The following is a 20,676-nucleotide window of genomic DNA, read 5'->3' as shown; positions in this document are numbered from 1 at the left end:
TGTGCCCGGTCCGGCGCGACACTGATCGGGTGACGGTGCCGAGACAGCGCGACGCGCGTGCAACGGGCGGGACGCCGCGACGCCGTCCGGCGTCGCGGCTCGCCCGGCTGCGTTCCGTACCGCCGCTGCACCTCGTGCTCGGCGCGACGGGGGCCCTGCTGGCCGTCGGTGTGGTGATGGTGCTGTCGGCGTCGGCGGGCGGGCGGACCGTCGCCGACGGCATGGTGCTCACCGTCTTCGTCCGCCACCTGATCTTCCTGCTGCTCGGGATCGGCGCGTTCGCACTCGGGATGTGGGTGTCACCGGCCCGGCTGCGACGGTGGACGCCGTGGCTGCTGTTCGCCTGTCTCACCGCGCTGGTGCTGGTGCTGGTCCCCGGCATCGGCGAGGTCCGCGGCGGTGCCCGCCGGTGGATCTCGGTCGCCGGGTTCACCGTGCAGCCGGGCGAGGCGGCGAAGGTCGTGCTCCTGCTGTGGGGCGCGCACGTGCTCGCATTGCGCGGGCGCGCCGTGCGCCACGGCCGCTACGCCGTCCTCCCCCTGGTGCCGGTCGCCCTGCTGGCCGGGGCACTGCTCATGCTGCAACCCGCGCTCAGCACGACGGTGGCGCTCGGAGTCATCGTGCTCTCGCTGCTGTTCTTCGCCGGGGCGCCGCTGGTGCTGCTCGGCGGCCTGTCCGGCGGGGCGCTGCTCGGCGTCGCCGTCCTGGGGCTCACCGCGGACTACCGCCGCGACCGGATCAGTACCTTCCTCGGCGCCGGCGACGAGCTCGGCGCCGGCTACCAGTCCCGCCAGGCGCTGCTGTCCCTCGCCGACGGCGGCGTGCTCGGCACCGGCCTCGGGCAGGGCCGGGCGAAGTGGGACTACCTGCCCAACGCCGCGAACGACTTCATCTTCGCCGTCATCGGCGAGGAGCTCGGGCTGGTCGGCGGGCTCGCCGTGTTGGCGCTGTACCTGCTGCTCGCCTGGGTGGGGCTGCGCGTCGCCGCGCGCACCCGGGACCCGTTCCTGCGGCTGGTGACGGCGGCGACGGTGACCTGGGTCGTCGTGCAGGCCGCGATGAACGTCGGCTACGTCGTCGGCCTGCTGCCGGTGACCGGCCAGCAGCTCCCGCTGGTGTCCGCGGGCGGGACGGCGCTGGTCAGCACCCTGTTCCTGCTCGGGCTGGTCGCCAACGCCGCCCGCCGGGTCAGGTAGCCAGGCTGCCGCGCAGCACCGTGGACCCGGCGACGTCGACGACCCGGAACTCCTCCGCGTCGGCCCGCAGCACCGAGGAGTTGAGGTTGCAGACCATCGGCGCCGCGCCGGTCCCGATGAACTCGCCCGCGCTCACCTCACGCCCGTCCTCGGCCTCGACGACGACGCGGTAGGTCGCACCGGAGCGGAACCCGTCGCCGTCGAGCACGATCTCCACGCCCCAGGTGTGCGGGATCGCGACCGCCGTGGCCTGCACCGTGGGATCCATCGCCTGGACCGCGACCGGCTCGCGGGGAATCCCGTCGTGGTCGCCGACCAGATACCCGGCGACGCCGCCGACGAGCAGCGCGGCCGCGGCCGCCGCCGCGACCGGAGCCCACCGGTTCCGTGTCCGGGCCCCGGCCGATGCCGGGCGCTCGGCCCGCGCCGCCGCCACGATCCGGTCGCCCAGATCCGGCGGGGGAGCGGGAGTGTGGTCGAGCCGGCCGGGGTCGACACGGCCCAGCGCGGGCAGCACACTCGCGACCTCGGCCAGCTCCTCGCGGCACGCCGGGCAGCCCTGCAGATGGGCCTCGAGGGTCGCCAGCTCGTGGCCCTCCAACCGGCCCATCGCGTGGTCGCCCAACGACTCCCGCATCGCCCGGTGCTCGTCCGGAGTCACGGTTCCACCCCCATCTCGTCCATCGCCAGTCGCAACGCCTTCAGCCCGTAGAAGACCCGGCTGCGGATCGTCCCGACGGGCACCCCCGCCTCCGCGGCGATCTCGGCGTGTGGACGCCCCCGCAGGTATGCCTCGACGATCGCCTGCCGGTGCTCCGGACGGAGCCGCCGCAACGCCTCCTCGACCAGCCAACCGTCGACGAGGGCGTCGTCGGCAGGGCCGATGTAGTCGTTCCCGGTCTCGGGCTCGTCGGTGAGCCCGCGGCGCCAGGGCCGCGCCGCGACCCTACGGATCTCGTCGATGACCACGTTGCGGGCGATGGCGAACAGCCACACCCGCAGACTGGCAACCGACGGGTCGTACGAGTCGGCACGACGCCAGGCGCGCAGGAAGACCTCCTGCACGGACTCCTGGGCCGCACCCTCGTCGCCCAGCTGACGCAGGGCATAGCGGTAGAGCTCGGCTCCGTGCGCGGTGTACGCGGCGCGGAGCCCCGGCTCGGAGTCGAGCCCGGGTTCGGCGGGGCGCGCGTCGACGGAGCGCAACCTGCGGTGGGGCGCCTTCATCGGTGTCTGCGAACCTCCTGAACGTCCCTGTCCCAAGTGTGTACGCACCCGGGGGCGGGGGTGTTCACAGGGGCGGAGTGGGATACGCTGCGGGGGTCCTGATCGACGAGATCGGGGCATGCGGGCGTAGCTCAATGGTAGAGCCCCAGTCTTCCAAACTGGCTACGCGGGTTCGATTCCCGTCGCCCGCTCCACCACCTGACCAGCGTAAACACTGATCAGCTCTGATCTTGAGACAGATTTCGTGCATCAAACGTGGTGCGAGTCGGTCCTAGCGTTGACTGCATGGCAGGTCGACAGCCCGCGAGCACGGCTCGCGCCCGGGGCAGCATCACCACGGTTCCGCGTGGCACCATCCGCGTCCGGGTCTACGCCGGGATCGACCCGGTGTCCGGGCGCCGGCGCGCATCAAGCGGGCGACCTGGTCACGGCCGACGTCCAAGCCGTCGCGGCGGGCGGCCTTCCACACCTTGCGTGCCCCGTAGACGCGGTAGTTGTTCTCCCACAATGTGACCAGCCGCGGGGTCAGGTCGATGTCACGCAACACGCGAGCCGAGGACGGTCGCGTCTTGGCGGCGTAGTAGCTGCTCGGGGCCACCTGCAGCACACGGCAGATGAGCTCGACCCCGAGCCGGCGCCTCTCCACGACGTCGTCGCGGTGGGCGTCGACGAATGCCACTACCTGCAGTACTGGCGGTCGAGCTCCGCCCCGAAGAAACTCGCAGCCCGCTTGAGCACCTCATGGGCCCGGCGCAGTTCGCGGACCTCTTGCTCGAGCTGGTGTACCCGGGCTGCCTCGTCGGTGGTCACACCGGGCTGGTGGCCGTCGTCGACGTCGGCTCGGCGCAGCCACAACCGCACCGACTCCGCGCCGTAGCCGAGCTGATCGGCCACCCCCTTCACCACGCCGTGATCGTGTCCCAGCTCGGCGCGCAGGGTGCGGACCATCCGCACCGCCGCGGCCTTCTCCTCCTGCGAGTACCGCCGCGTCGTCGGCTTCCCCGCAGTTCGATCTGACGACATGACTCCATCCTCGTTTCCGAGGTCAAGAGTCTCTACAGCACCCAGGGCGGCTCACTCGACCTCGCCGGCCGGCGTCACGGTCGCTATCGAGGTCAGGGTTGGAAGACCGCTCGGACGCAGCCGTCTTTCTTGTTCTTGAACATGTCGTAGCCGCGTGGGCCGTCGTCCAACGACATGACGTGGGTGGCCAGGTGGCTGGTGGTGATCTCTCCGTTGGCTATGCGGTCGAGCAGCATCGGCAGGTAGCGCTGCCCGTGTTGCTGCGCGCCGCGCAGGGTCAGTCCCTTGTTCATCAACGCGCCGAGCGGGAACTTGTCGACCAGCCCGGCGAACACCCCGAGGGAGAACACCGACCCGCCCTTGCGGCACGACATGATCGCCTCGCGGATCGCGATCGGCCGGTCGTTCTCCAGCCGTAGCTGCTGCTTGACCTTGTCGTAGAGGTACTCCGGGCCGTGGGTGTGCGCCTCCTGGCCGACGGCCTCGATGCACACGTCCGGGCCCCGTCCTCCGGTGCGCTCCCGCAGCTCGGCGCCGACGTCGGTACGGCTGTAGTCGAGGGTCTCCGCCCCGACGTGCTGTGCGGTCATGGCCAGCCGCTCGGGGAGGCGGTCGATGACGATGACCTGTTCGGCGCCGAGCAGCGTGGCAGCGCGGGCGGCCATCTGCCCGACTCCGCCGGCGCCCCACACCGCGACGGTGTCCCCGGCCTGGACACCGCCGAGGTGGGCGCCCATCCAGCCGGTGGGGACGCCGTCGGAAGCGAACACCGCGGACAGGTCGTCGATCTGTTCGGGGACGGTGAAGGCGCCGTGGTCGGCGAACGGGACCCGGACGTACTCGGCGTGGCTACCCATGAACCCGCCCATGGCGTGGGAGTAGCCGAAGATGCCGCCGGGCTCGTAGCCCCACAGGCCTTGGCCGATGCCGGGGTTGGTGTTGGTGTTGTCGCACAGCGACCACAGGTCGTTGTCGCAGTACCAGCAGGTGCCGCAGCCGATGAACGACACCACGACCACCCGGTCCCCGACCTGGTGCTTGGTGACGTCGGGGCCGGTCTCGACGACCTCACCCATGAATTCGTGGCCGATCACGTCGCCGGCCTCCATGGCCGGGATGTATCCGCCGAGCAGGTGCAGGTCCGACCCGCACGATGCGGTGTAGCGGACCTTGACGATCATGTCGTGCGCGTTCTGGATCCGCGGGTCGGGGACCCGTTCCACGGCGAGCTTGTCGACGCCCTCCCAGCACAGTGCCTTCACAGTCGACCCTCTCCCCAGGCCCGCGCGGTGACCGCGCGCAGCAGTTGTCCGGCCGGCCCGGGGTGACTCGACCCCGGCCGGGATGGTTCGACGACCTCGCCGCACTCCAGGATCGACTTGGTCTCGCGCAACGCGGCCCGAAGCCGGCGTCGGGCGTCGACCTGGCCGTCGTCGGATGTGGTCGGGCGCGCGGCCAGTTCGGTGCCCTTGTCGCCGGGGGCCGGGCGAACCGTCAGCTCGATCTCGCCGCGCATCCGGCTCAATGGGCCGGAGTCGTCCACCTGGGTCCGGACGTCCTCCGCCTTCCGGTAGACGGTGACCACCAGCCACCGCCCCGGGCCATCAGCCCTGTCGGGACGCTGGTCGGTGGCCCCGGTCAGCCCGCGCAGCGCCTTGACCGCCCATCTCGGCACGGTCGTCGCGGCGTCCACCACTTTGCTCATCGTTTCCTCCTTCTGTCTGACGTCGCTGGGTATGTCGCAGTCCGCGGGGGTCAGATGGTGCTGCGACGGACCGCTCTGGTCTCGGTCAGGACGCGGACGAGGACGCGGAAGCGGCTTCGCCGGTCTCGTCGTCGTGGCCGACTTCGTCGCGGCGTTGGAGTTCGCGGTAGCCGTAGGCCGCTCGAAGGCGTTCGGCTTCCTCGTGACCGCTCAGCCGGCCGTCGCCACGCCGGGCGCGCAGCGACGTCTCCCGCTTCACCAGGTGTTGGATCCGGTCCAACAGGTCCTGCTCCGTTTCACCTCAGGGCCTCCGTCCGGCTCGGCACCCCTCTGCCCTGTCCGACCCGGCGCCGTGGCACTCGGTCGGTGAGTGGGTCGGTGGCTCTTCTACGATCTCGGTCTGAATTTCTGCCCCGGGCTTCCTGGTGGTCGTCGCGCTGACCGGCTGCACCCCCGGGCAGGATCACAGGATTTCCAGTGGTCGCGGACCGCTCGGCGGCGGGAAGGCACGGTCGAGAGCATCCAGGTCCTCGCGGGTCAGCTTCGCGTCCAGTGCCGTGGCGTTGTCGCGCACGTGCTGCGGGCTGCTCGCCTTGGGGATGGTGCACAGTGAGTCGCGGCGCAGCACCCACGCCAGGGCCGCCGCAGCGGGGCTGATGCCGTGGGCGGCCGCGACCTCGCCGAGTGTCGCGTCGCCGAGGATGCGCCCCTGCTCGATCGGCGAGTACGCCATCACCGGCAGTTCGTGGTCGGCGCACCACGGCAGCAGGTCGTATTCCGGCCCCCGCCGCGACAGGTTGTACAGCACCTGGTCCGTGGTCAGTCCTTCGCTGCCCGACACGTCTCGGAGCTCGGTGAGGGCGGCGTGGTCGAAGTTGCTGACGCCCCAGTACCGGATCTTCCCGACCTCGATCAGGTGCTGGAAGGCCTCGAGGGTGTCCTCCAGGGGGTGCCTGCCTTGCCAGTGCAGCAGGTAGAGATCGATCCGGTCGGTGCCCAGGCGTTCCAGGCTGCGCTCGCAGGCCGCGATCGCGCCGGCAAGGGACGCGTTCGACGGCAGTACCTTGCTGACGAGGAAGGCCTCGTCGCGGCGGCCCGCCAGTGCCTCACCGAGCACCTCCTCCGCTCCGCCGTCGGCGTACATCTCGGCGGTGTCGACCAGGGTCATGCCCAGGTCCAGGCCGGTGCGCAGGGCCGCGACCTCGTCGCCGCGGCGACCGGGGTCCTCGCCCCATCCCCAGGTGCCCTGGCCCAGAACGGGGACGGTTTCCCCTCTTGCCAGCGCGATTCGTCGCATCCGCGATCACTTCCTTCCGCGTCCTCGGGTGGGATGAGAGCCGCGACTTCCGGCCCTCATTCCCGGCCATGGAGTCGATCGCCGACGGCGTCACCGACGGGAGGAGTCCGACTCCTGCTGGATTGTCATGTCACAATTCCCCTTTTCCCCTTCTGTCGTTCCAACGTCATCCGGCGCCCGTCGGCTCGGTCAGTACTGCCTTCCCGGTGGCCGTGCGCAGGCACAGCGCCTCGACGGCGTCGGCGATCTCCGCCCAGTCACGGACCGAGCCCAGCTGCGGGTCGAGCCTGCCGCGCCCGATCAGCGCGGCGAGGACGCCGAGGTCGCGGCCGAAGGTGTCCTCGCCGGTGGCGTAGACGAAGAACCCGACGAGCCGTGCCGGCGGTGCGGCGGCGGAGTCGTAGAAAGGTGGCGGTCGGTGGTGGGTCAGTTCGCAGCCGGGACGGCCGCGAACTGTTCGACGATCGCCGCGCAGAACGCGGGCAGGTCGAACGGTGACCGGCTGGTGATGAACTGGCCGTCGACGCAGACCTCGTCGTCGACGACCTCGGCACCGGCGTCGCGCAGGTCGGTGCGGATCGAGGACCACGACGTCAGTCGCCGACCGCGGATCACGTCGGCCTCGGCGAGGGTCCAGGGGCCGTGACAGATCGAGGCGACCGGCTTGCCGGTGCTCACGGACGCGCGCACGAACTCCACCGCGGCGGGGTGGGTGCCGGGTCCGCTCGGTCTGGTCGAGCAGGCTCTCCAGGACCTCGGTCACGACCCGGCACTGCTGCGCCGGACCGCGTTCGCGGACCCCGGCGACGACGACCGTCGCGAGCTCGGCGAGCTTGGTGTCGGAGTGCGGGGAGACCTGGACCAGCAGCGTGAACGCCTCGTCGGGGCCGATGTCGTAGTGGGCGACCAGGATGCCCTTGGCCTGCCCGATCGTGTCGCGGTTACGCAGGGCGCGGGTCAGGCCTTCGACCTGGTCCTGGAGCAGGGTGATCCGGCTCTGGTCGGACCGGACGGCCGCCGTGCGTGTGCTGTCGCCTCCGAGCTGTCCGGTGTGGTCCGTGACTCGATCGGGGCCGGTCAGCAGTGTCGACATCGACGGTGTGCTCCCATCCGGTGCTCGCGGCGATCTCCTGGTGCGCCGGGTCCACCAGGGACGATGGCGCCGCCATGACGCTAGGGAGCCCCGGCGTCGTCGCAGAGACGTTTCCGGCGAGGCGACCGGTGCGGAAACGGCGGCCACCGACGGGCCGCTCCGCCCTCAGCGCAGCGCGCGAGCCAGGGTGGCGGCGGGGGGCTCGCCGTAGTGGCGTCTGTAGGTGGTGGCGAAGCGTCCCGGGTGACTGAAGCCCCACCGGTGGGCGACGTCGATGATCCGGAGCCCGTCGACGGGGTCGGCGACGACGAGGTCGTCGTGGGCACGCTCGAGACGCACGTGCTGGAGGTACTGCTTCGGGGACCGGTCGAACTCACGGCAGAAACCCGCGTGCAGGGCCCGCACCGACAGCCCCACCGAGCGCGCGACCGCTTCGATGGTCAGCGGATCATCGGGGTGGGATCGCATGAGCTCGGCCGCGTCGGCGACGGCCGAGTGGCGCCCGGGTCCGGGGCGGTGACGCAAGGCCCGGGTCCAGCTGTTGGGCTGCCCCAGCAGCAGTGTGTACATGATCTGCTCGCGCAGCTGCGCCGCAGCCAGCGGGTTCACCGCCTCCGATCCGGCCCCGGCGAGTATGTGCTGCATCAGCTGTGCCTGTCCCAGTACCGCAGCGGTGATCTCCGGTATGTCCATAGCCGGGTCGAACTGCAGGTCCGGTTCTTCGGGCAGGTCGGTGACCAGCCGCGCGGCCAGCGAGCGCAGCGCAACGAGATCGACCCGCAGGACCAGCAGCCGCAGCGCCTCACCCCAGTCCATCATCAGCTCCGAGGCCGGGGTCCCCACCAGCGCGGCACCGCCGGCGCACGCGTCGAGCCGACGACCCTGGTGGCGGGCGGTCATCGAACCGGATAGCGGGAGACACACCGCCACGTATCCGGGCAACGGGTCCGCGGTGATCCGCACCGGCATCCGGTAGTCGAACTCCAGCATCGAGAGTCCCGGGGCGCGGGCACCGCAGACCTGCGCGGTGAACGCGCCCGCGCGGGCCGGGAGGACGGTGTGGGGCGACATGATCGCGGTGACCTGCTGCACCAGGTCGTCGACATCGTCGCAGCGCACCAACGGCCGGACCCACAGACCATGCCTGTCGTCCTCGCCCATCAGGGCACCCCCGGGGAGCCGCACACCGCGGGCAGGCGGGGCGCTCGCCGCGTCGGGGACGAACTGGGGACCGGCACCGGACCCTCAGGTGTGTGTCACCGGTCACGATACGAGCAGGGCGTCCGGTAGGGAACCGCGCGGAAGCGATGAGTAGCTGAACGGGCGGGCCGGGCTCAGGCGCGCACGCAGGTGGGGTGACGCGCGACCCAGTCCTCCGTGGCGACCAGCGGTAACACCGTCGACCACATGGCGCGGACCTGGGAGGGGAGCTCGTCGGTGGTGTCGCTGCGCTCGCAGATGAGGTGGTGCCCTGCCATCAGCGACGCGATCTGACAGCCCAGCACCGCTGCGTCCACCCCCTCGCGCAACACACCGACCCCGGACGCGCTCCGAAGCCGGTTCACCACCACGCTCTGTTCGGCGAACCGGTAGTGCTCGGCACCGTGGTGGACCGTCACGGCAGCGACCGAGTAGGTCCACGCGGCCACGGTTGTGGATGGTCGGGCCCGGCTGCTGGTGCAGCCGGGCCCCGCTGCGTCACGCTCACGACCATGGAGCGGTGGCGGGTAGGGGTGCTGCGGTCCGGCGCAGAGAGCGTGGCCTGGACTGACCACGGGGAAGGTCAGGATCGGGAATCCGCCCGCGACGCCGCGGTATACGCGCGGGTCCTGGCCGAGGGGCGCCAGGAGTTCCGGGTCCAGGTCGCGGAGAACGAGGCATATGTGTATCCCGGCGAGACCGGCGACGGTGAGCTCGAGCTGACGGGGATCCGCGACGTGCTGCCCCAGCGCTACAGCCGCTGAGACGGGGGAGCGGACGCCTGCGGCGGCCCACCCGGCCCGGCGATCAGGACGATGGCCCGGTCCCGGAGCTTGCCCACGCCCCAGACGGTGCGGCAAGGGCCAGGGCACGGCGCAGGCGTTGCCGGCCTGTGGCACCGGTCGCGAGCGGGCCCGGCCGTTCGTAGACCTGGCCGGCGGCGCCGAGGGCGTGCTGCTCGCGGCGCCGGTCGAGCGCGGCGCGGTCACGGTCGAGCAGCTCCCGCGGCGCCTGCAGTCGCGAGACGTGCAGGTCGCAGGCGTATTCGACCCATAGCTCGACGGGATGGCCGGCATGGGTGAGCGGGTGGAGTCGGCGTGTGAGCTGGATGCGCAGATGTCGGAGCAGATCATCGCGGTGATGCGCGGTGTGGAGGACCCTGCGGAGCGGCACCGGTTGATCGGTGAGGTGCTGGCGGAGAATTCGGGGTTCGTCTCGGAGCCGGCCGGGTTGATCCGGGAGTCGGTGCAGGCGATGAAGGACGAGCAGGGGATGAGCTACGGCCGGATCGCCGCCGAGCTCGGGCTGTCCCGCTCACGGGCCCAGCAGCTCTACGACGGCACCCGATGACCCACGTCTCCACCGGCCGTAGGAATCGGCGGGTTCAGGTGTGGTCGGCCGCGCGGTAGAGCCGTTCGGCCTCGACACCCAGGGATGGGCCGCTGACGGAGGAGTCCCCGCCGATCGACTCGACCGCGGTGACGAACCCAGGACCGTTGTCGGGTCGAGGTCGGTCATCCATGCCGACCCGGACGAACCGCCGGTCAGGGTGCAGTCGAGCTGCGCAACCGCACTGTGCAGGCTGCTGGTGTTGCGGGCGGTACCGGTGCAGGACAGGGGTTCAGGACCTCGCTCGCGTCGGGGGTGACGATATGGCGGCCCACCGTGGCGGCCGTGGGCAGGTCGCAGCCGGTGGTGTCGGCACCGGGGTAGGGCAGGACCTTGTAGACCCGGGACTGCCGAACCTGCGAGGAAGCGCAAAGTACGGCGTGTGATCGCGACTGGCCCCTGGCGATCCCGTACGACCGTCGGACATCACCGTGGCGATATCGATACGCCGGGGCGAGGTGGATCCTCCATCGGACGCACCGGCCTGACCGGGCTCGGCCCCCGGGGCGCGGCACCACCGCACAGATGTGATCTGACGAGTCGATGTGCCGGCGAGGACGCACCGGCACCGTATCTGAGGACCAGAGCGATCAAGTGCGAGGAGATACGGGTGACCAGGTCGGCAGAGACGGCATCTGCGGTCGGTGTGATCGACCCGGTACCGAGCAGGCAAGGCATCACGACAGCACGTCGGCTCCCGACGATCGACGCGCTCGAGGTTGCCGACGGCGAGCGCACCGCCGACCCGCTACGAGTCGCGGTCGTTGCCCCTCCGTGGCTGGAACTACCGCCCGCTGCATACGGCGGCGTGGAGTCGATGTGCTCGGACCTCGTGAACGCCCTGGTCCAGAGAGGCGTCGAGGTCACCCTGCTGGCCCCAGGACGCCACGGGACGGCCGCTGCGTTCCAATCGACCGGCCCGGTCGCCGATCCCCGGTTGATGGGACAAGCGCTCCCCGAGGTGGTCCAGGCGGCGCAGCTCCCCGAGCTGCTGGCCGACCTCGCCGTCGACGTGGTCCACGACAACACGCTCGCCGGCCCGTTGATCACCGCGTCGAATGAGCTCCCCGCAGTGGTCACCGCCCACGGACCGGTGTGCGGCGGCCTGGGCGGGTATTACCGCACGCTCTCGACTCGCGCCTCGCTCGTCGCGCTCTCGCGCGCCCAGCGTGAGAGCCTCCCGACGGCCCGGTGGGCGGCGACGGTGCCCAACGGCGTCCGCCCCGAGCGCTTCCCGTTCCGCGCTGCGAAGGGCGACTACGCCGTCTTTCTCGGACGAATCAGCCCGGACAAGGGCCCGGTATGGGCCATCGACGCCGCCCGTGCGGCGGGCATTCCCCTGGTGATGGCGGCCAAGTGCCGCGAAGACGTCGAGCTGGCCTACTTCGAGCACGCCGTCGCGCCGCGGCTCGGCGGCGACGTGGAGTGGATCGGCGAGGTCGGCGGGCGGCGCAAGGTCGAGCTCCTGGCCGGCGCACGCTGCCTGCTGTTCCCCATCGACTGGGAGGAACCCTTCGGGTTGGTGATGATCGAGGCCATGGCGTGCGGGACCCCTGTCGTGGCGTTGCGACGGGGCGCGGTGCCCGAAGTAGTCGGAAACGGGCGGACGGGCTGGGTGTGTGATCGGCCCGAGGAGCTGCCCGCGGCGCTGCTGCGAGCACACGAACTCGATCCGCGGGTCTGTCGGGCCACCGTCGAGGATCGGTTCTCCGACACCGCGCTCGCTGCCGGCTACGAACGAGTCTATCGCCGAGCCGCCGCGACCGGCGAGAGGTTGGCCGCCTCCCGCCCGGCGTCATGAGCGAGCGCGCGACCGGGCGGCGTTGGTAGAGACGCCACCGCCCAGGGGTGAGTAACACTCTGGTCCGAGACGGCGGCCCCCCGGCTTCCCGCCGTGGCGACGGCGACCCATGAAACGCGAGAGTCGGCCAGGAGGCGTTGGTCGGGGTGAACGCCAGCTCGACGTCGTGGTCGGCGCACCAGGCGACGATCTGGGCTTATGGTGCGCGAAGAAGCTGTCGCACATCACATGCGGCCGCCCGGCCGGAAACCGGAGCCGCAGCCGGCGCAGGAACCGGCGGCCGGGTGATCTGTGTGGATTCCGTGGCATCACCCACCTCCACCGGACAGCCCTCAGCGTCCAGCCGCGGTCGATCAGACCGACCCGGTTACCACGACGAACCCTTACTGACGAGGCACTGGTCAGGCACGACCGGGCGGCGGCGTCGGCGCCACGTGGGGCGGCAGACCGTGCACGTCCCACCGGTCCGCATCCACCACCTCGAGCGCCAGCCGCGACCCGGCCAGCGCCAGGTTGCCGACCCGCAACGGCACCATCGTCTCCGGCAGCGCCGGGTGGAAACCGAGCCGTCCGTTCCCGAGGTCGGGGTGGAACCGGAGCAGTGTCCGGAGCAGGGAGACCGGGGTCGCCGCTGCCCAGGCCTGCGGTGAGCACGATGTCGGGTAGGGCACGGGCGCCGGGAACTCGCCACGATCGAAGCCGCAGAACAGCTCGGGCAGGCGGCCACCGAAGGCGCGGGCGGCATCGAGGATCCCCAGTGCCACCTGCTGCGCCTCGGACACGAATCCGTAGCGCATGAGCCCGGCGGCCACCAGCGCGTTGTCGTGCGGCCACACCGATCCGGTGTGGTAGCCCATGGGGTTGTAGGCACCCATGTCCGACGCCAGTGTCCGCACACCGAAGCCGGTCCACATCGTCTCCCCCACGAGGTGCCGGGCGACCTCGCCGGCCCGTTCCGGCGGCACGATCCCCGACCACAGACAGTGGCCGATGTTACTGGTCAGCGCGTCCACCGGACTCTTCTCGCCGTCGAGCGCCATCGCGTACCACCCGCGGTCGGGCAACCAGAACTGCTCGTCGAAGCGCTCGCGGAGCGCCTCGGCGCGCTGCTGGTGATCCACCGCGGTTGCGGGGTCGTCGACCGCCGCCGCGAGCTCGGCCCGCGCGCAGTGCGCGGCGTACACGTAGCCCTGCACCTCGGCCAGGGCGATCGGCGGCTCGGCGATCCGACCGCTCGCGGTCGAGACCCCGTCGAAGGAGTCCTTCCAGCCCTGGTTGACCAGCCCGCGGTCGGAGGCCCGCCGGTACTCCACGAAGCCGTCGCCGTCGCGGTCGCCGTAGTGCTGCACCCACGCCATCGCCCGGTCCGCCGCCGGCAGCAGCTCGCGGAGCTCAGTGCCGGCCAGACCCCACCGGTGCAGCTCACCCAGCAGCACCACGAACAAGGGCGTGGCGTCCACTGTGCCGTAGTACGCGGAAGACCCGACCCGGCCGACGCTCCCCTCCCGACCACACCGCACCTCGTGAACGATCCGGCCGGGCTCCTCCTCGGTGAGCGGTTCGACCCTTCTACCCTGCAGGTCGGCGAGCGTTTGCAACGTCCCCAGGGCGAGCTCCTGGTCTATCGGGAGCGCCATGAGGCTGGTCAGCAGCGAGTCGCGACCGAACAGCGCCATGAACCACGGGGCGCCGGCGGCGACGACACGGCGGTCGGGGTGGGCCGGATCGGCGATCTGGAGCGCGCCGAGGTCCTCCGAGCTCGTGTGCAGCGTGGTCTCCAGACCCGGCCGGGGGGACTCGGCCGATGGCGCCGACAGCCTCCACCGGGCCATCCGTCGGGCGGCCTCGTCCTCCGGAGACGTCTCGTCGAGCGCGGGCAGTGTTCCGTGCGGCCCCAACGCGACCGTGACGGTCCAGCGGGTCGTCCACGTCGATCGACCCGGGACGACGACTGTGTGCCGGAATGTCGACCCCGCCGTCACAGGCTCTCCGTCACCGACCACACGCATCCGTGACCGGTGCGGGCAGGACGCGAGCACGAAGCTCACCGCATGCTCATCGTGCTCGAGTGTGATTCGCGGACGAGTGTCGACGCGACTCTCCTTGACCTCGAAGAGATCGGCGAAGTCGGCCTCCACCTGCAGCTCGACTGTCAACCCGGCCGCCTCCGCAGCGAGGTTGCGGATGCGGACCTCCTCAACCATCCCTTCGCCGACGCTGCGGGTGCGCTCGACGAGGAGGGTGGCGTCGGCCCGCCCAGTCCGTGCTGGCGTGCGTCCGACGAACTTGGCGCGGAACCGCTCGCACTCGAGGACATCAAGGGGCTCGACGGGGGACCCGTCGACGAGCAGCCGCCAGGCCGACACCACCCGGGTGTCGTCGACATAGAGACCCTGCACTCCGCCCGGGGCCACGTCTCCCCCTCCCGCGGACAGGCAGAAGGATGTCCCCGCGACAAGGGTGGTCGTGCCGCCGTCGCCGCTGACCCGTGGCGGAGCCTCGTCCGAGACACCGTTTCCTGCAGAGGTCACGGTCCGGCCGGTTCCCGTCACGTCCGGGCTCGCCGGCGGGCCACCAGGCGGTAGACACCGAGCAGGATCAACGAACCTACGAACGGGAGCACCCATGTCCGGAGGTCGAAGAAGTCGCCCAGACCGGCCCCGAACAGCGTGCGGCCGACGAGCCCGCCGAGGAGGGCACCGACGATTCCCAGCAGGCCCGTCACGACGACACCACCGGGGTCGTCGCCGGGCACGACCAGCTTGACCAGCGCACCCACGACGAACCCCAGCACGATCCACCCGAGAATTCCCATGATCGCTCCCTCGTTCAGCTCCCGATCGTCTCCGCGGGTCGCGGGCAGGCCGGTCCCGGCCGGGTATCCCGCGAAGGCCTCTACGTTCCGCCGGGCGCCCGCCGGCCGTCGCGGTCACGCCGGGCCGAGAATCCACGACCCCGCTTGTCCTGCCGTGCGAGGCCGGCGTCCCCTGCTCCGGTCAGGTCCGGCGCAAAGACCACCGCGGCGTGACCGTGATGTGGGCCGGCCAGATGTACCGGGAGCAGCCGGCTGTGGCTCGGCGACGGTTCCGACAGGGGCTCGACGGCCCACGAAGCAGAGTCCTGGCGTCGTCCTGCCAGTGGCGGCGCTGTCGTTATCGGCGGCGTCAGCCGCCCGGCGGTGGGGCGCGCGTCCGTCCGCAACGTATGCATCTGCGCGGGCGAGGTCGGCGCTGGGCACAGGCGTGGTCTTCGGCGCCGTTACCGTTCCCCGCCAGAACCGGTAAGGCCCAGGCAGCACGAGGGACCGGTCCCCGAAGCAGTACCTGCAGAACGTGCGCCTCGACCGTGCCCACGCGGCCTGGCCGTCGCCGACCCCGGCGGCGGGATCCGGGTCATCGACGTCGCCACCTGTGGGGCTTCAGCCACCCGGGCCGCTGCGCCACCACCTACCGACGCCAGTACGGCGAGGCCCCCCGCCACCCTGACCCGTCCGCTGCACTGAACGCGGCCGTTTCGGCGCACCCCGCGCAGCGCGGTCAGGCCGGCCGACCTGGAGCTGCTGGCCGAACTGCACGAGGGCGACAAGCAGCTCGGTGGACTCTCACGGCCGACGCGTCCCGGCGCCGCCGCCTCGCCTTCTTCTCCTCCGGCGGCTGGAGGACTGCGCTCGCAGGCCGAGGATCGGCCGGAGCGTTCGTCCCGGTGGACCCATGTCGACGCCGCAGATGTGTAACAGGCTGAGAGCCGCCACTGAGGGGAGACGATCAGGCCACTACCTATCGCCACTACGGCGAGGCTCCTGCCGCCATCCTGGCCGCGCGCTGAGCGCGGCAGGTCCGGGTGGCACCGATTCCGCACCGCCGCCTCGGCCGGAAACGGCTCTGGTCTGACGCTGTCGGTTCCTTAACGTCCTGGCCCCGCCGTGGCCCCCGGGCCGACTGAGCGCATCACGAGGTTTCTCGCGAGCACCGGAAGGTAGCGCATTTTCGATGTCGTCATTGCTGGCCGGCCCCGTTGGGGCCGTCGACCACGCCCCGACCATCTCGACGGTGAAACCCATCTGGAAGGTGACACGACCCGAACGGCCGTCGAACCCGACCAGTATCGGCTCACCGTGCTCGACCAGACCGACCGGACCCGGCACCGACCCCGCCGCGGTGGAGTTCGTGCGCGCGTTCGTGGGCACCGGCAAGCCGGTCGCCTCGATCTGTCACGGCCCCTGGACCCTCGCCGAGGCCGACGTGATCCGCGGTCGGCGACTGACGTCGTGGGCCTCGATCCGCACCGACCTGCGCGACGCCGGTGCCGAGGTCGTCGACGACGAGGTCTGCGTCGACGGCCAGTTCATCACCAGCCGGTCACCGTTCGACCTGCCCGCGTTCTGCGCGGCGATCGTCGAACAGTTCGCGGCCGTCCCGGCTGCCGCCTGACCCACCACCGACCGCCACGGCACCCGAAACAAGCCAAGGAGTTTGCTCATGAAGGCACTCGTCTATCACGGTCCGCGCCAGGTCAGCGTCGACGAGGTCCCCGACGCCCGGATCGAGAAGCCCACCGACGTGCTGGTGAAGATCACCTCGACCAACATCTGCGGGTCGGACCTGCACATGTACGAGGGGCGCACCGACTTCGATCAGGGCCGCATCTTCGGCCACGAGAACCTCGGTGAGGTCGTCGAGGTCGGCGGTGGCGTCGACAAGATCCGGGTAGGGGACATGGTCTCCGTCCCGTTCAACGTCAGCTGCGGGCACTGCAACAACTGTGAGCGCGGGCTGACCAACTACTGCCTGACCGCCAACGAACCGGGCGTCGCAGGGGGCGCCTACGGCTTCGCAGACATGGGCGGCTGGGCCGGCGGGCAGGCCGAGTACCTGCGCGTCCCGTGGGGCGACTTCCAGTGCCTGCGCCTGCCCGAGGAAGCCAAGAGCAAGCAGAACGACTTCACGATGCTCTCCGACATCCTGCCCACCGGCTGGCACGCGGTGGAGATGGCCGGGCTGACGCCCGGCGAGACGATCGTGATCTACGGCGGTGGCCCGGTCGGGCTGATGGCCGCCCTGTCGGCGACGGTGAAGGGCGCGGCGAAGGTGATGGTCGTCGACCGCCACCCCGACCGGCTCAAGCTGGCCGAACAGATCGGCGCGATCCCGATCGACGACTCGAAGGGCTCCCCGGTCGACCAGGTCATGGAGCAGACAGGCGGCCGCGGCGCCGACCGCGGCGCCGAGTGCGTCGGCTACCAGGCCCACGACCCCCAGGGCAACGAGGACAACGCGCTGACCCTCAACAACCTGGTCGCCTCGGTGAAGTTCGCCGGTGGAATCGGCACCGTCGGCGTGTTCGTCCCGCAGGACCCCGGCGCTCCCGACGAGCTCGCCCAGCAGGGCAAGGCCCGCTTCGACTTCGGCGACTTCTGGTTCAAGGGCCAGCAGATGGGCTGCGGGCAGGCGCCGGTCAAGCGCTACAACCGTCACCTGCGCAACCTCATCGCCGAAGACAAGATCACCCCGTCCTGGATCGTGTCCCACAACCTGACCCTCGACCAGGCGCCGGAGGCCTACCAGCACTTCGACGCCCGCGACGAGGGCTGGACCAAGGTCGTCCTCAACCCCACCCAGCCCAACTGATCAACCGGTCGGACGCCACGACCCGTGGCGGAGTGGATGCTGCGGTGGGCCGAGCGGACCCACACAGGGTGCGAGTCCTGCAGCAAGGGCTCGGCATCGTGGAGCAGGAGCCCGACATCGTGCGGTGGTTCGCTGTCCGCTTCGGACCTCCGTCCTTCGGCATCGACGACGCCTTCCCCGACGACTCCGGCCGTCAGACCCACCTCTCCGGCGAGGTCGCCCACGCCCTCAAGAACAACACCGGGGTCCTGTTCCCCCCACCGACGATCGAGCCGGTCGACGTGAACGCAGAAGCGCTGCCCCTCTGATCACGACCCACGTGACGACGGGCAAGGGCGGGAAGCGGCCGGCCCTGTGCAGGTTCGACGCCTGGCGCGGTGGGCCGCGCCGCCCGTTCACGTCAGCGCACTCGGAAGGTCGCCCCCCCCCCGGGGCGGGCGCTGCGGCCGACAACGACGAGCCGGGGAGGCGAGTCCGGTGCACGATCACAACGGTCTACAGGTCATCGTGGAGGCGCCGATCCCGGCGGTGCGGTTGATCCGGGTCGCCGGGCGGCTGGACCAGGCTGCCGCAGCCAGTGTGCTGCGCCTGGTCGCTGCGCAACTGGACCTGATCGCGGGACGGCATCAGGCGGTGACGGACCTCGTACTCGACATCGAGCAGGTGCGGTGCTTCGAGCCGGGTGGTCTCGAGTCGCTGCGGCATGCCCCGTACACGGCCGGACAGCGCGGCATCGGGGTGTGTCTGAGCGGCTGCCAGGGCAGGGTTGCGCAATTGCCGCTGCGGGCCCGCCGGCTGCTGTCCGGGTTCCGGACCTTCCCTACCGCCGAGGTGGCCCTGCAGATGCTCATTACCGGCACCTCTACCACCAGCACCGTCGAACGAGGCGCACACGTCCCGGATTTCGTGGGGCCGCGTCTCGACCTGCCACGGCCGACCCGACCCCACGCTCGGGCCCGGCCACCGACATGACCACTGATCGTCGGCTACCTGATCGTGCGGCTGATTCCGGCCGGGGCCACCCGGGGGCTGCGGCGGCTGGGCGTGGATCCGGCTCACCGTTGCCAACGAGATCGCCATCGAGATCGCCAGTGGGATCGCCACCGGGAGTCGGCGGCACGCAGTGAGGAGGAATACATGACGGGCCTCGACCAGCAAGCAGCTTCTGGCTCGACCACTGAGGATCGTCGACGGACTCTCGTCGTCGGGCTACTCGCCGACCCTGACACCCCCGCGGAGATCGCCGCCGAGCTGGTCGACGACCTCCCGGACATGCTGGGGGCGCAGATCGGCAGCGACATCGTGTGGGAGCTGCGGACGATGACCCTCCCGGTCACCGCCTCGGCACAGGACCCCGAGGAAGTCCTCGATGCCGTGGCTGACCGGATCGCCGACACCGGGTGGGACGTCGGCGTCTACATCACCGACCTCCCGATGCAGTACGAGGATCGTCCGATCGTTGCCGACCTCGATCACGACCGGCGCGTCGCCAGCCTCTCGCTACCCGGATTCGGACCGTTCCTGCAGCACCAGAAGGTCCGCAATGCCGTCGTGCGCCTGGTCGCCGACCTCACCGGAACCGCTGACGCCGGCCTCGAACGTGGGCAGGACCACCCGAGCCGCGTCGGGCGCGTGAGCGCGAGATATCTGCACCCGGTCCGCGTCGTCGACATCGGGGACGACCGGCACACCCGACGCTACGTGACGACACCATGGCGCGGTCGGGCCCGCCTGCTCGCCGGCATGGTGCGCACCAACCAGCCCTGGCGCCTCGTCCTGGGCATGCGCTCCGCCCTGGCCGCCGTGCTGGGCACCAGCGCTTACCTGACCATCACCTCGACGACGGTCTGGCTGCTCTCCACCCAGCTCGGGACGGGCAAACTCGTCCTGACGACAGTGGTGTCGGTCGCGCTGATGGTCGCCTGGATCATTTGCGCCCACCACCTGTGGGAACGCGCCGACGACGACGGTGAGCGGGAGGAGACCCTGTTGTACAACGCCTCCACCGTGTTGACGTTGAGCATCGGCGTGCTGGTCATGGCTGCGGCCGTGTACGTCCTCACTTTCCTCGGGTCGCTGTTCCTGCTCGAGCCCTCGGTCCTCGGCTCGAGCCTGGGCCGCCCACCCGAGCTCGCCGACCACCTGATGCTCGCCTGGCTGGCCACCGGCCTGGCCACCGTCGCCGGTGCGCTGGGATCCGGACTCGACAGCGAGGAAGCCGTACGGCGGGCGGCCTACGGCTACCGCGAACGCCAGCGCCGTGACGGGATCGGTCAGGACGACCGAGCCAGCGGAGCTCCGTCCTCGTCGTCCTGACCGAGCCGCTGTCAGCGCACCCGTCCATCACGGATCGCTGTGTGGCCCAGGGCAGACCCCGGGTGAGCTCTCGATCCTGCTGTGCGCCACCGGCGCGATCGCCACGGACGAAGCCATCACCGCCCGCACCCTGAGCCGGGTCAGCTGCCTCGGACCCGCGCCGATTCCACACTGCCTCCACCGTCGGTTGCGGCTCGGGAACACCTCACGAGCTGCCTACCGTCAACGCTGTTCGAGAAAGAGCCACACGGGCGACACGCCGCCCCTGCGGGACGTGCGGCGCGACCCAGCCTCCCGTTGCAGATTCACGATCAGGCCGACCTGAGAGGGACACCGATGCCCACCTCCGCCCACCCGAGGGTGACCGCCACCGCCGCCCCTCGGCCCCGTACTGGTACCGCACGTGGTCGGCCCCCGCCCGGGGCCGACCCGCTGCCCGCGGCCGTCGATGCCGGCCGTGCGTGGCTGTGCACCCTCTCGGCCGCCGAGCAGACAGCATCGACCGGCGACCTCGAACATCGCCTGCGGCCCGCACCGAGCACCAGCCGACCGACCAGGCTCGGTGACACCGCCGCTCGCATCGCCTGCGCCCACCTCGCAACCGGCGACCTCACCGGGGCCGACTTCGCCCTGCTGGTCGCCCGCGACCAACTGCTCTCCGAACCCCCCCTCTCAACCGGCTCGACACGCAGCAGGACCGGTCAACCGCTCTGGTCGGGCAGGGGCTGGCGCCCGTCAGCCCAGGTGACGTCCGGATCATTCAGCAGCGCAGCCGACCGAGTGCGCACTCCGGCCCCCGATG

The 20,676-nt window shown here is 71.0% G+C and carries 18 protein-coding genes, 1 tRNA gene, 4 pseudogenes and 1 other annotated feature; of the genes and pseudogenes, 10 read left to right on the top strand and 13 right to left on the bottom strand.

Annotation, left to right across the window (positions count from 1 at the left end; translation table 11 throughout):
• The first annotated feature begins 29 nt into the window (after window positions 1-29).
• Complete coding sequence (locus ATL51_RS10200) at window positions 30-1,196, top strand: FtsW/RodA/SpoVE family cell cycle protein (protein ID WP_073575589.1); 1,167 nt, start codon at window positions 30-32, stop codon at window positions 1,194-1,196.
• Here the strand turns inward: ATL51_RS10200 and ATL51_RS10195 are convergent.
• Both ATL51_RS10195 and ATL51_RS10190 read right to left on the bottom strand, forming a co-directional pair.
• A complete protein-coding gene (locus ATL51_RS10195) occupies window positions 1,189-1,857 on the bottom strand; it encodes an anti-sigma factor (protein ID WP_301548979.1) in 669 nt (222 codons plus the stop codon). The two genes, ATL51_RS10200 and ATL51_RS10195, sit on opposite strands and share 8 nt — an antisense overlap.
• Entirely contained in the window at window positions 1,854-2,423 is a 570-nt protein-coding gene (locus ATL51_RS10190) for a sigma-70 family RNA polymerase sigma factor (RefSeq protein WP_073575590.1), read from the bottom strand. Before ATL51_RS10190 ends, ATL51_RS10195 begins: the two co-directional genes overlap by 4 nt.
• Before the next feature lie 120 nt (window positions 2,424-2,543).
• Here ATL51_RS10190 and ATL51_RS10185 point away from each other — a divergent pair.
• Window positions 2,544-2,617: transfer RNA gene (locus ATL51_RS10185), tRNA-Gly, on the top strand.
• Window positions 2,618-2,793: 176 nt separating this feature from the next.
• Here ATL51_RS10185 and ATL51_RS10180 read toward each other — a convergent pair.
• From ATL51_RS10180 to ATL51_RS10140, 9 genes and pseudogenes are all read right to left on the bottom strand, one after another.
• A pseudogene (locus ATL51_RS10180) lies at window positions 2,794-3,446 on the bottom strand (IS3 family transposase); the annotation flags it as partial.
• Window positions 3,013-3,147: a sequence feature (AL1L pseudoknot), on the bottom strand. (Overlaps the previous pseudogene by 135 nt.)
• A 92-nt stretch (window positions 3,447-3,538) precedes the next feature.
• Entirely contained in the window at window positions 3,539-4,708 is a 1,170-nt protein-coding gene (locus ATL51_RS10175; RefSeq protein ID WP_100878483.1) for a zinc-dependent alcohol dehydrogenase, read from the bottom strand.
• Complete coding sequence (locus ATL51_RS10170; RefSeq protein ID WP_157818306.1) at window positions 4,705-5,151, bottom strand: hypothetical protein; 447 nt, start codon at window positions 5,149-5,151, stop codon at window positions 4,705-4,707. The genes ATL51_RS10175 and ATL51_RS10170 overlap by 4 nt, the downstream gene beginning before the upstream one ends.
• An 85-nt stretch (window positions 5,152-5,236) precedes the next feature.
• Complete coding sequence (locus ATL51_RS10165; protein WP_157818305.1) at window positions 5,237-5,410, bottom strand: hypothetical protein; 174 nt, start codon at window positions 5,408-5,410, stop codon at window positions 5,237-5,239.
• 204 nt (window positions 5,411-5,614) lie between these two features.
• On the bottom strand, window positions 5,615-6,448 hold the full coding sequence (locus tag ATL51_RS10160) for an aldo/keto reductase (protein ID WP_100878480.1): 834 nt from the start codon (window positions 6,446-6,448) through the stop codon (window positions 5,615-5,617).
• Between the two features lie 426 nt (window positions 6,449-6,874).
• A pseudogene (locus tag ATL51_RS28655) lies at window positions 6,875-7,162 on the bottom strand (DJ-1/PfpI family protein); the annotation flags it as partial.
• Between the two features lie 103 nt (window positions 7,163-7,265).
• A pseudogene (locus ATL51_RS29370) lies at window positions 7,266-7,541 on the bottom strand (ANTAR domain-containing protein); the annotation flags it as partial.
• Between the two features lie 165 nt (window positions 7,542-7,706).
• Window positions 7,707-8,702, bottom strand: coding sequence for a helix-turn-helix transcriptional regulator (locus ATL51_RS10145; protein WP_157818303.1), 996 nt, complete (start codon window positions 8,700-8,702; stop codon window positions 7,707-7,709).
• A 173-nt stretch (window positions 8,703-8,875) separates the two neighbouring features.
• Window positions 8,876-9,190: a hypothetical protein gene (locus tag ATL51_RS10140; protein ID WP_100878477.1), complete on the bottom strand. Its 315-nt coding sequence runs from the start codon at window positions 9,188-9,190 to the stop codon at window positions 8,876-8,878.
• A 108-nt stretch (window positions 9,191-9,298) separates the two neighbouring features.
• Here ATL51_RS10140 and ATL51_RS10135 point away from each other — a divergent pair, with 108 nt between their 5' ends.
• The 3 genes from ATL51_RS10135 (at window position 9,299) to ATL51_RS10125 (ending at window position 11,931) form a co-directional block, all read left to right on the top strand.
• Complete coding sequence (locus tag ATL51_RS10135; protein WP_157818302.1) at window positions 9,299-9,505, top strand: hypothetical protein; 207 nt, start codon at window positions 9,299-9,301, stop codon at window positions 9,503-9,505.
• 310 nt (window positions 9,506-9,815) lie between these two features.
• Window positions 9,816-10,091 carry a hypothetical protein gene (locus tag ATL51_RS10130; protein ID WP_157818301.1) on the top strand — a complete coding sequence of 92 codons (276 nt, stop codon included), beginning with the start codon at window positions 9,816-9,818 and terminating at the stop codon, window positions 10,089-10,091.
• Between the two features lie 649 nt (window positions 10,092-10,740).
• A complete protein-coding gene (locus tag ATL51_RS10125; protein WP_301548978.1) occupies window positions 10,741-11,931 on the top strand; it encodes a glycosyltransferase family 4 protein in 1,191 nt (396 codons plus the stop codon).
• A gap of 401 nt (window positions 11,932-12,332) precedes the next feature.
• On the opposite strand, the gene ATL51_RS10120 is transcribed toward ATL51_RS10125, so the two are convergent.
• Entirely contained in the window at window positions 12,333-14,462 is a 2,130-nt protein-coding gene (locus ATL51_RS10120) for an amylo-alpha-1,6-glucosidase (protein ID WP_322789672.1), read from the bottom strand.
• A 17-nt stretch (window positions 14,463-14,479) separates the two neighbouring features.
• The gene (locus ATL51_RS10115) at window positions 14,480-14,746 is read right to left on the bottom strand and encodes a GlsB/YeaQ/YmgE family stress response membrane protein (protein ID WP_100880617.1); all 267 of its coding nucleotides are present in this window, start codon (window positions 14,744-14,746) and stop codon (window positions 14,480-14,482) included.
• 1,327 nt (window positions 14,747-16,073) lie between these two features.
• Here ATL51_RS10115 and ATL51_RS10110 point away from each other — a divergent pair.
• The 5 genes and pseudogenes from ATL51_RS10110 to ATL51_RS10090 all read left to right on the top strand — a co-directional run.
• Window positions 16,074-16,361 (top strand): annotated as a pseudogene (locus ATL51_RS10110) (DJ-1/PfpI family protein); the annotation flags it as partial.
• 48 nt (window positions 16,362-16,409) lie between these two features.
• Window positions 16,410-17,558 (top strand): glutathione-independent formaldehyde dehydrogenase, encoded by a 1,149-nt coding sequence (locus ATL51_RS10105; protein WP_100878472.1) that lies wholly within the window; start codon window positions 16,410-16,412, stop codon window positions 17,556-17,558.
• Between the two features lie 68 nt (window positions 17,559-17,626).
• Complete coding sequence (locus ATL51_RS10100) at window positions 17,627-17,866, top strand: antibiotic biosynthesis monooxygenase (RefSeq protein WP_208622965.1); 240 nt, start codon at window positions 17,627-17,629, stop codon at window positions 17,864-17,866.
• Between the two features lie 169 nt (window positions 17,867-18,035).
• Window positions 18,036-18,530: an STAS domain-containing protein gene (locus tag ATL51_RS10095; protein ID WP_100878470.1), complete on the top strand. Its 495-nt coding sequence runs from the start codon at window positions 18,036-18,038 to the stop codon at window positions 18,528-18,530.
• A 24-nt stretch (window positions 18,531-18,554) separates the two neighbouring features.
• Window positions 18,555-19,874 carry a hypothetical protein gene (locus tag ATL51_RS10090; protein WP_157818300.1) on the top strand — a complete coding sequence of 440 codons (1,320 nt, stop codon included), beginning with the start codon at window positions 18,555-18,557 and terminating at the stop codon, window positions 19,872-19,874.
• Window positions 19,875-20,676 lie beyond the last annotated feature (802 nt).

Source organism: Pseudonocardia alni, assembly GCF_002813375.1.
Taxonomy (GTDB): Bacteria; Actinomycetota; Actinomycetes; order Mycobacteriales; family Pseudonocardiaceae; genus Pseudonocardia; species Pseudonocardia alni.
Note: the sequence above shows the minus strand (reverse complement) of the source record. Positions and strands in the feature narration are given on the sequence as shown.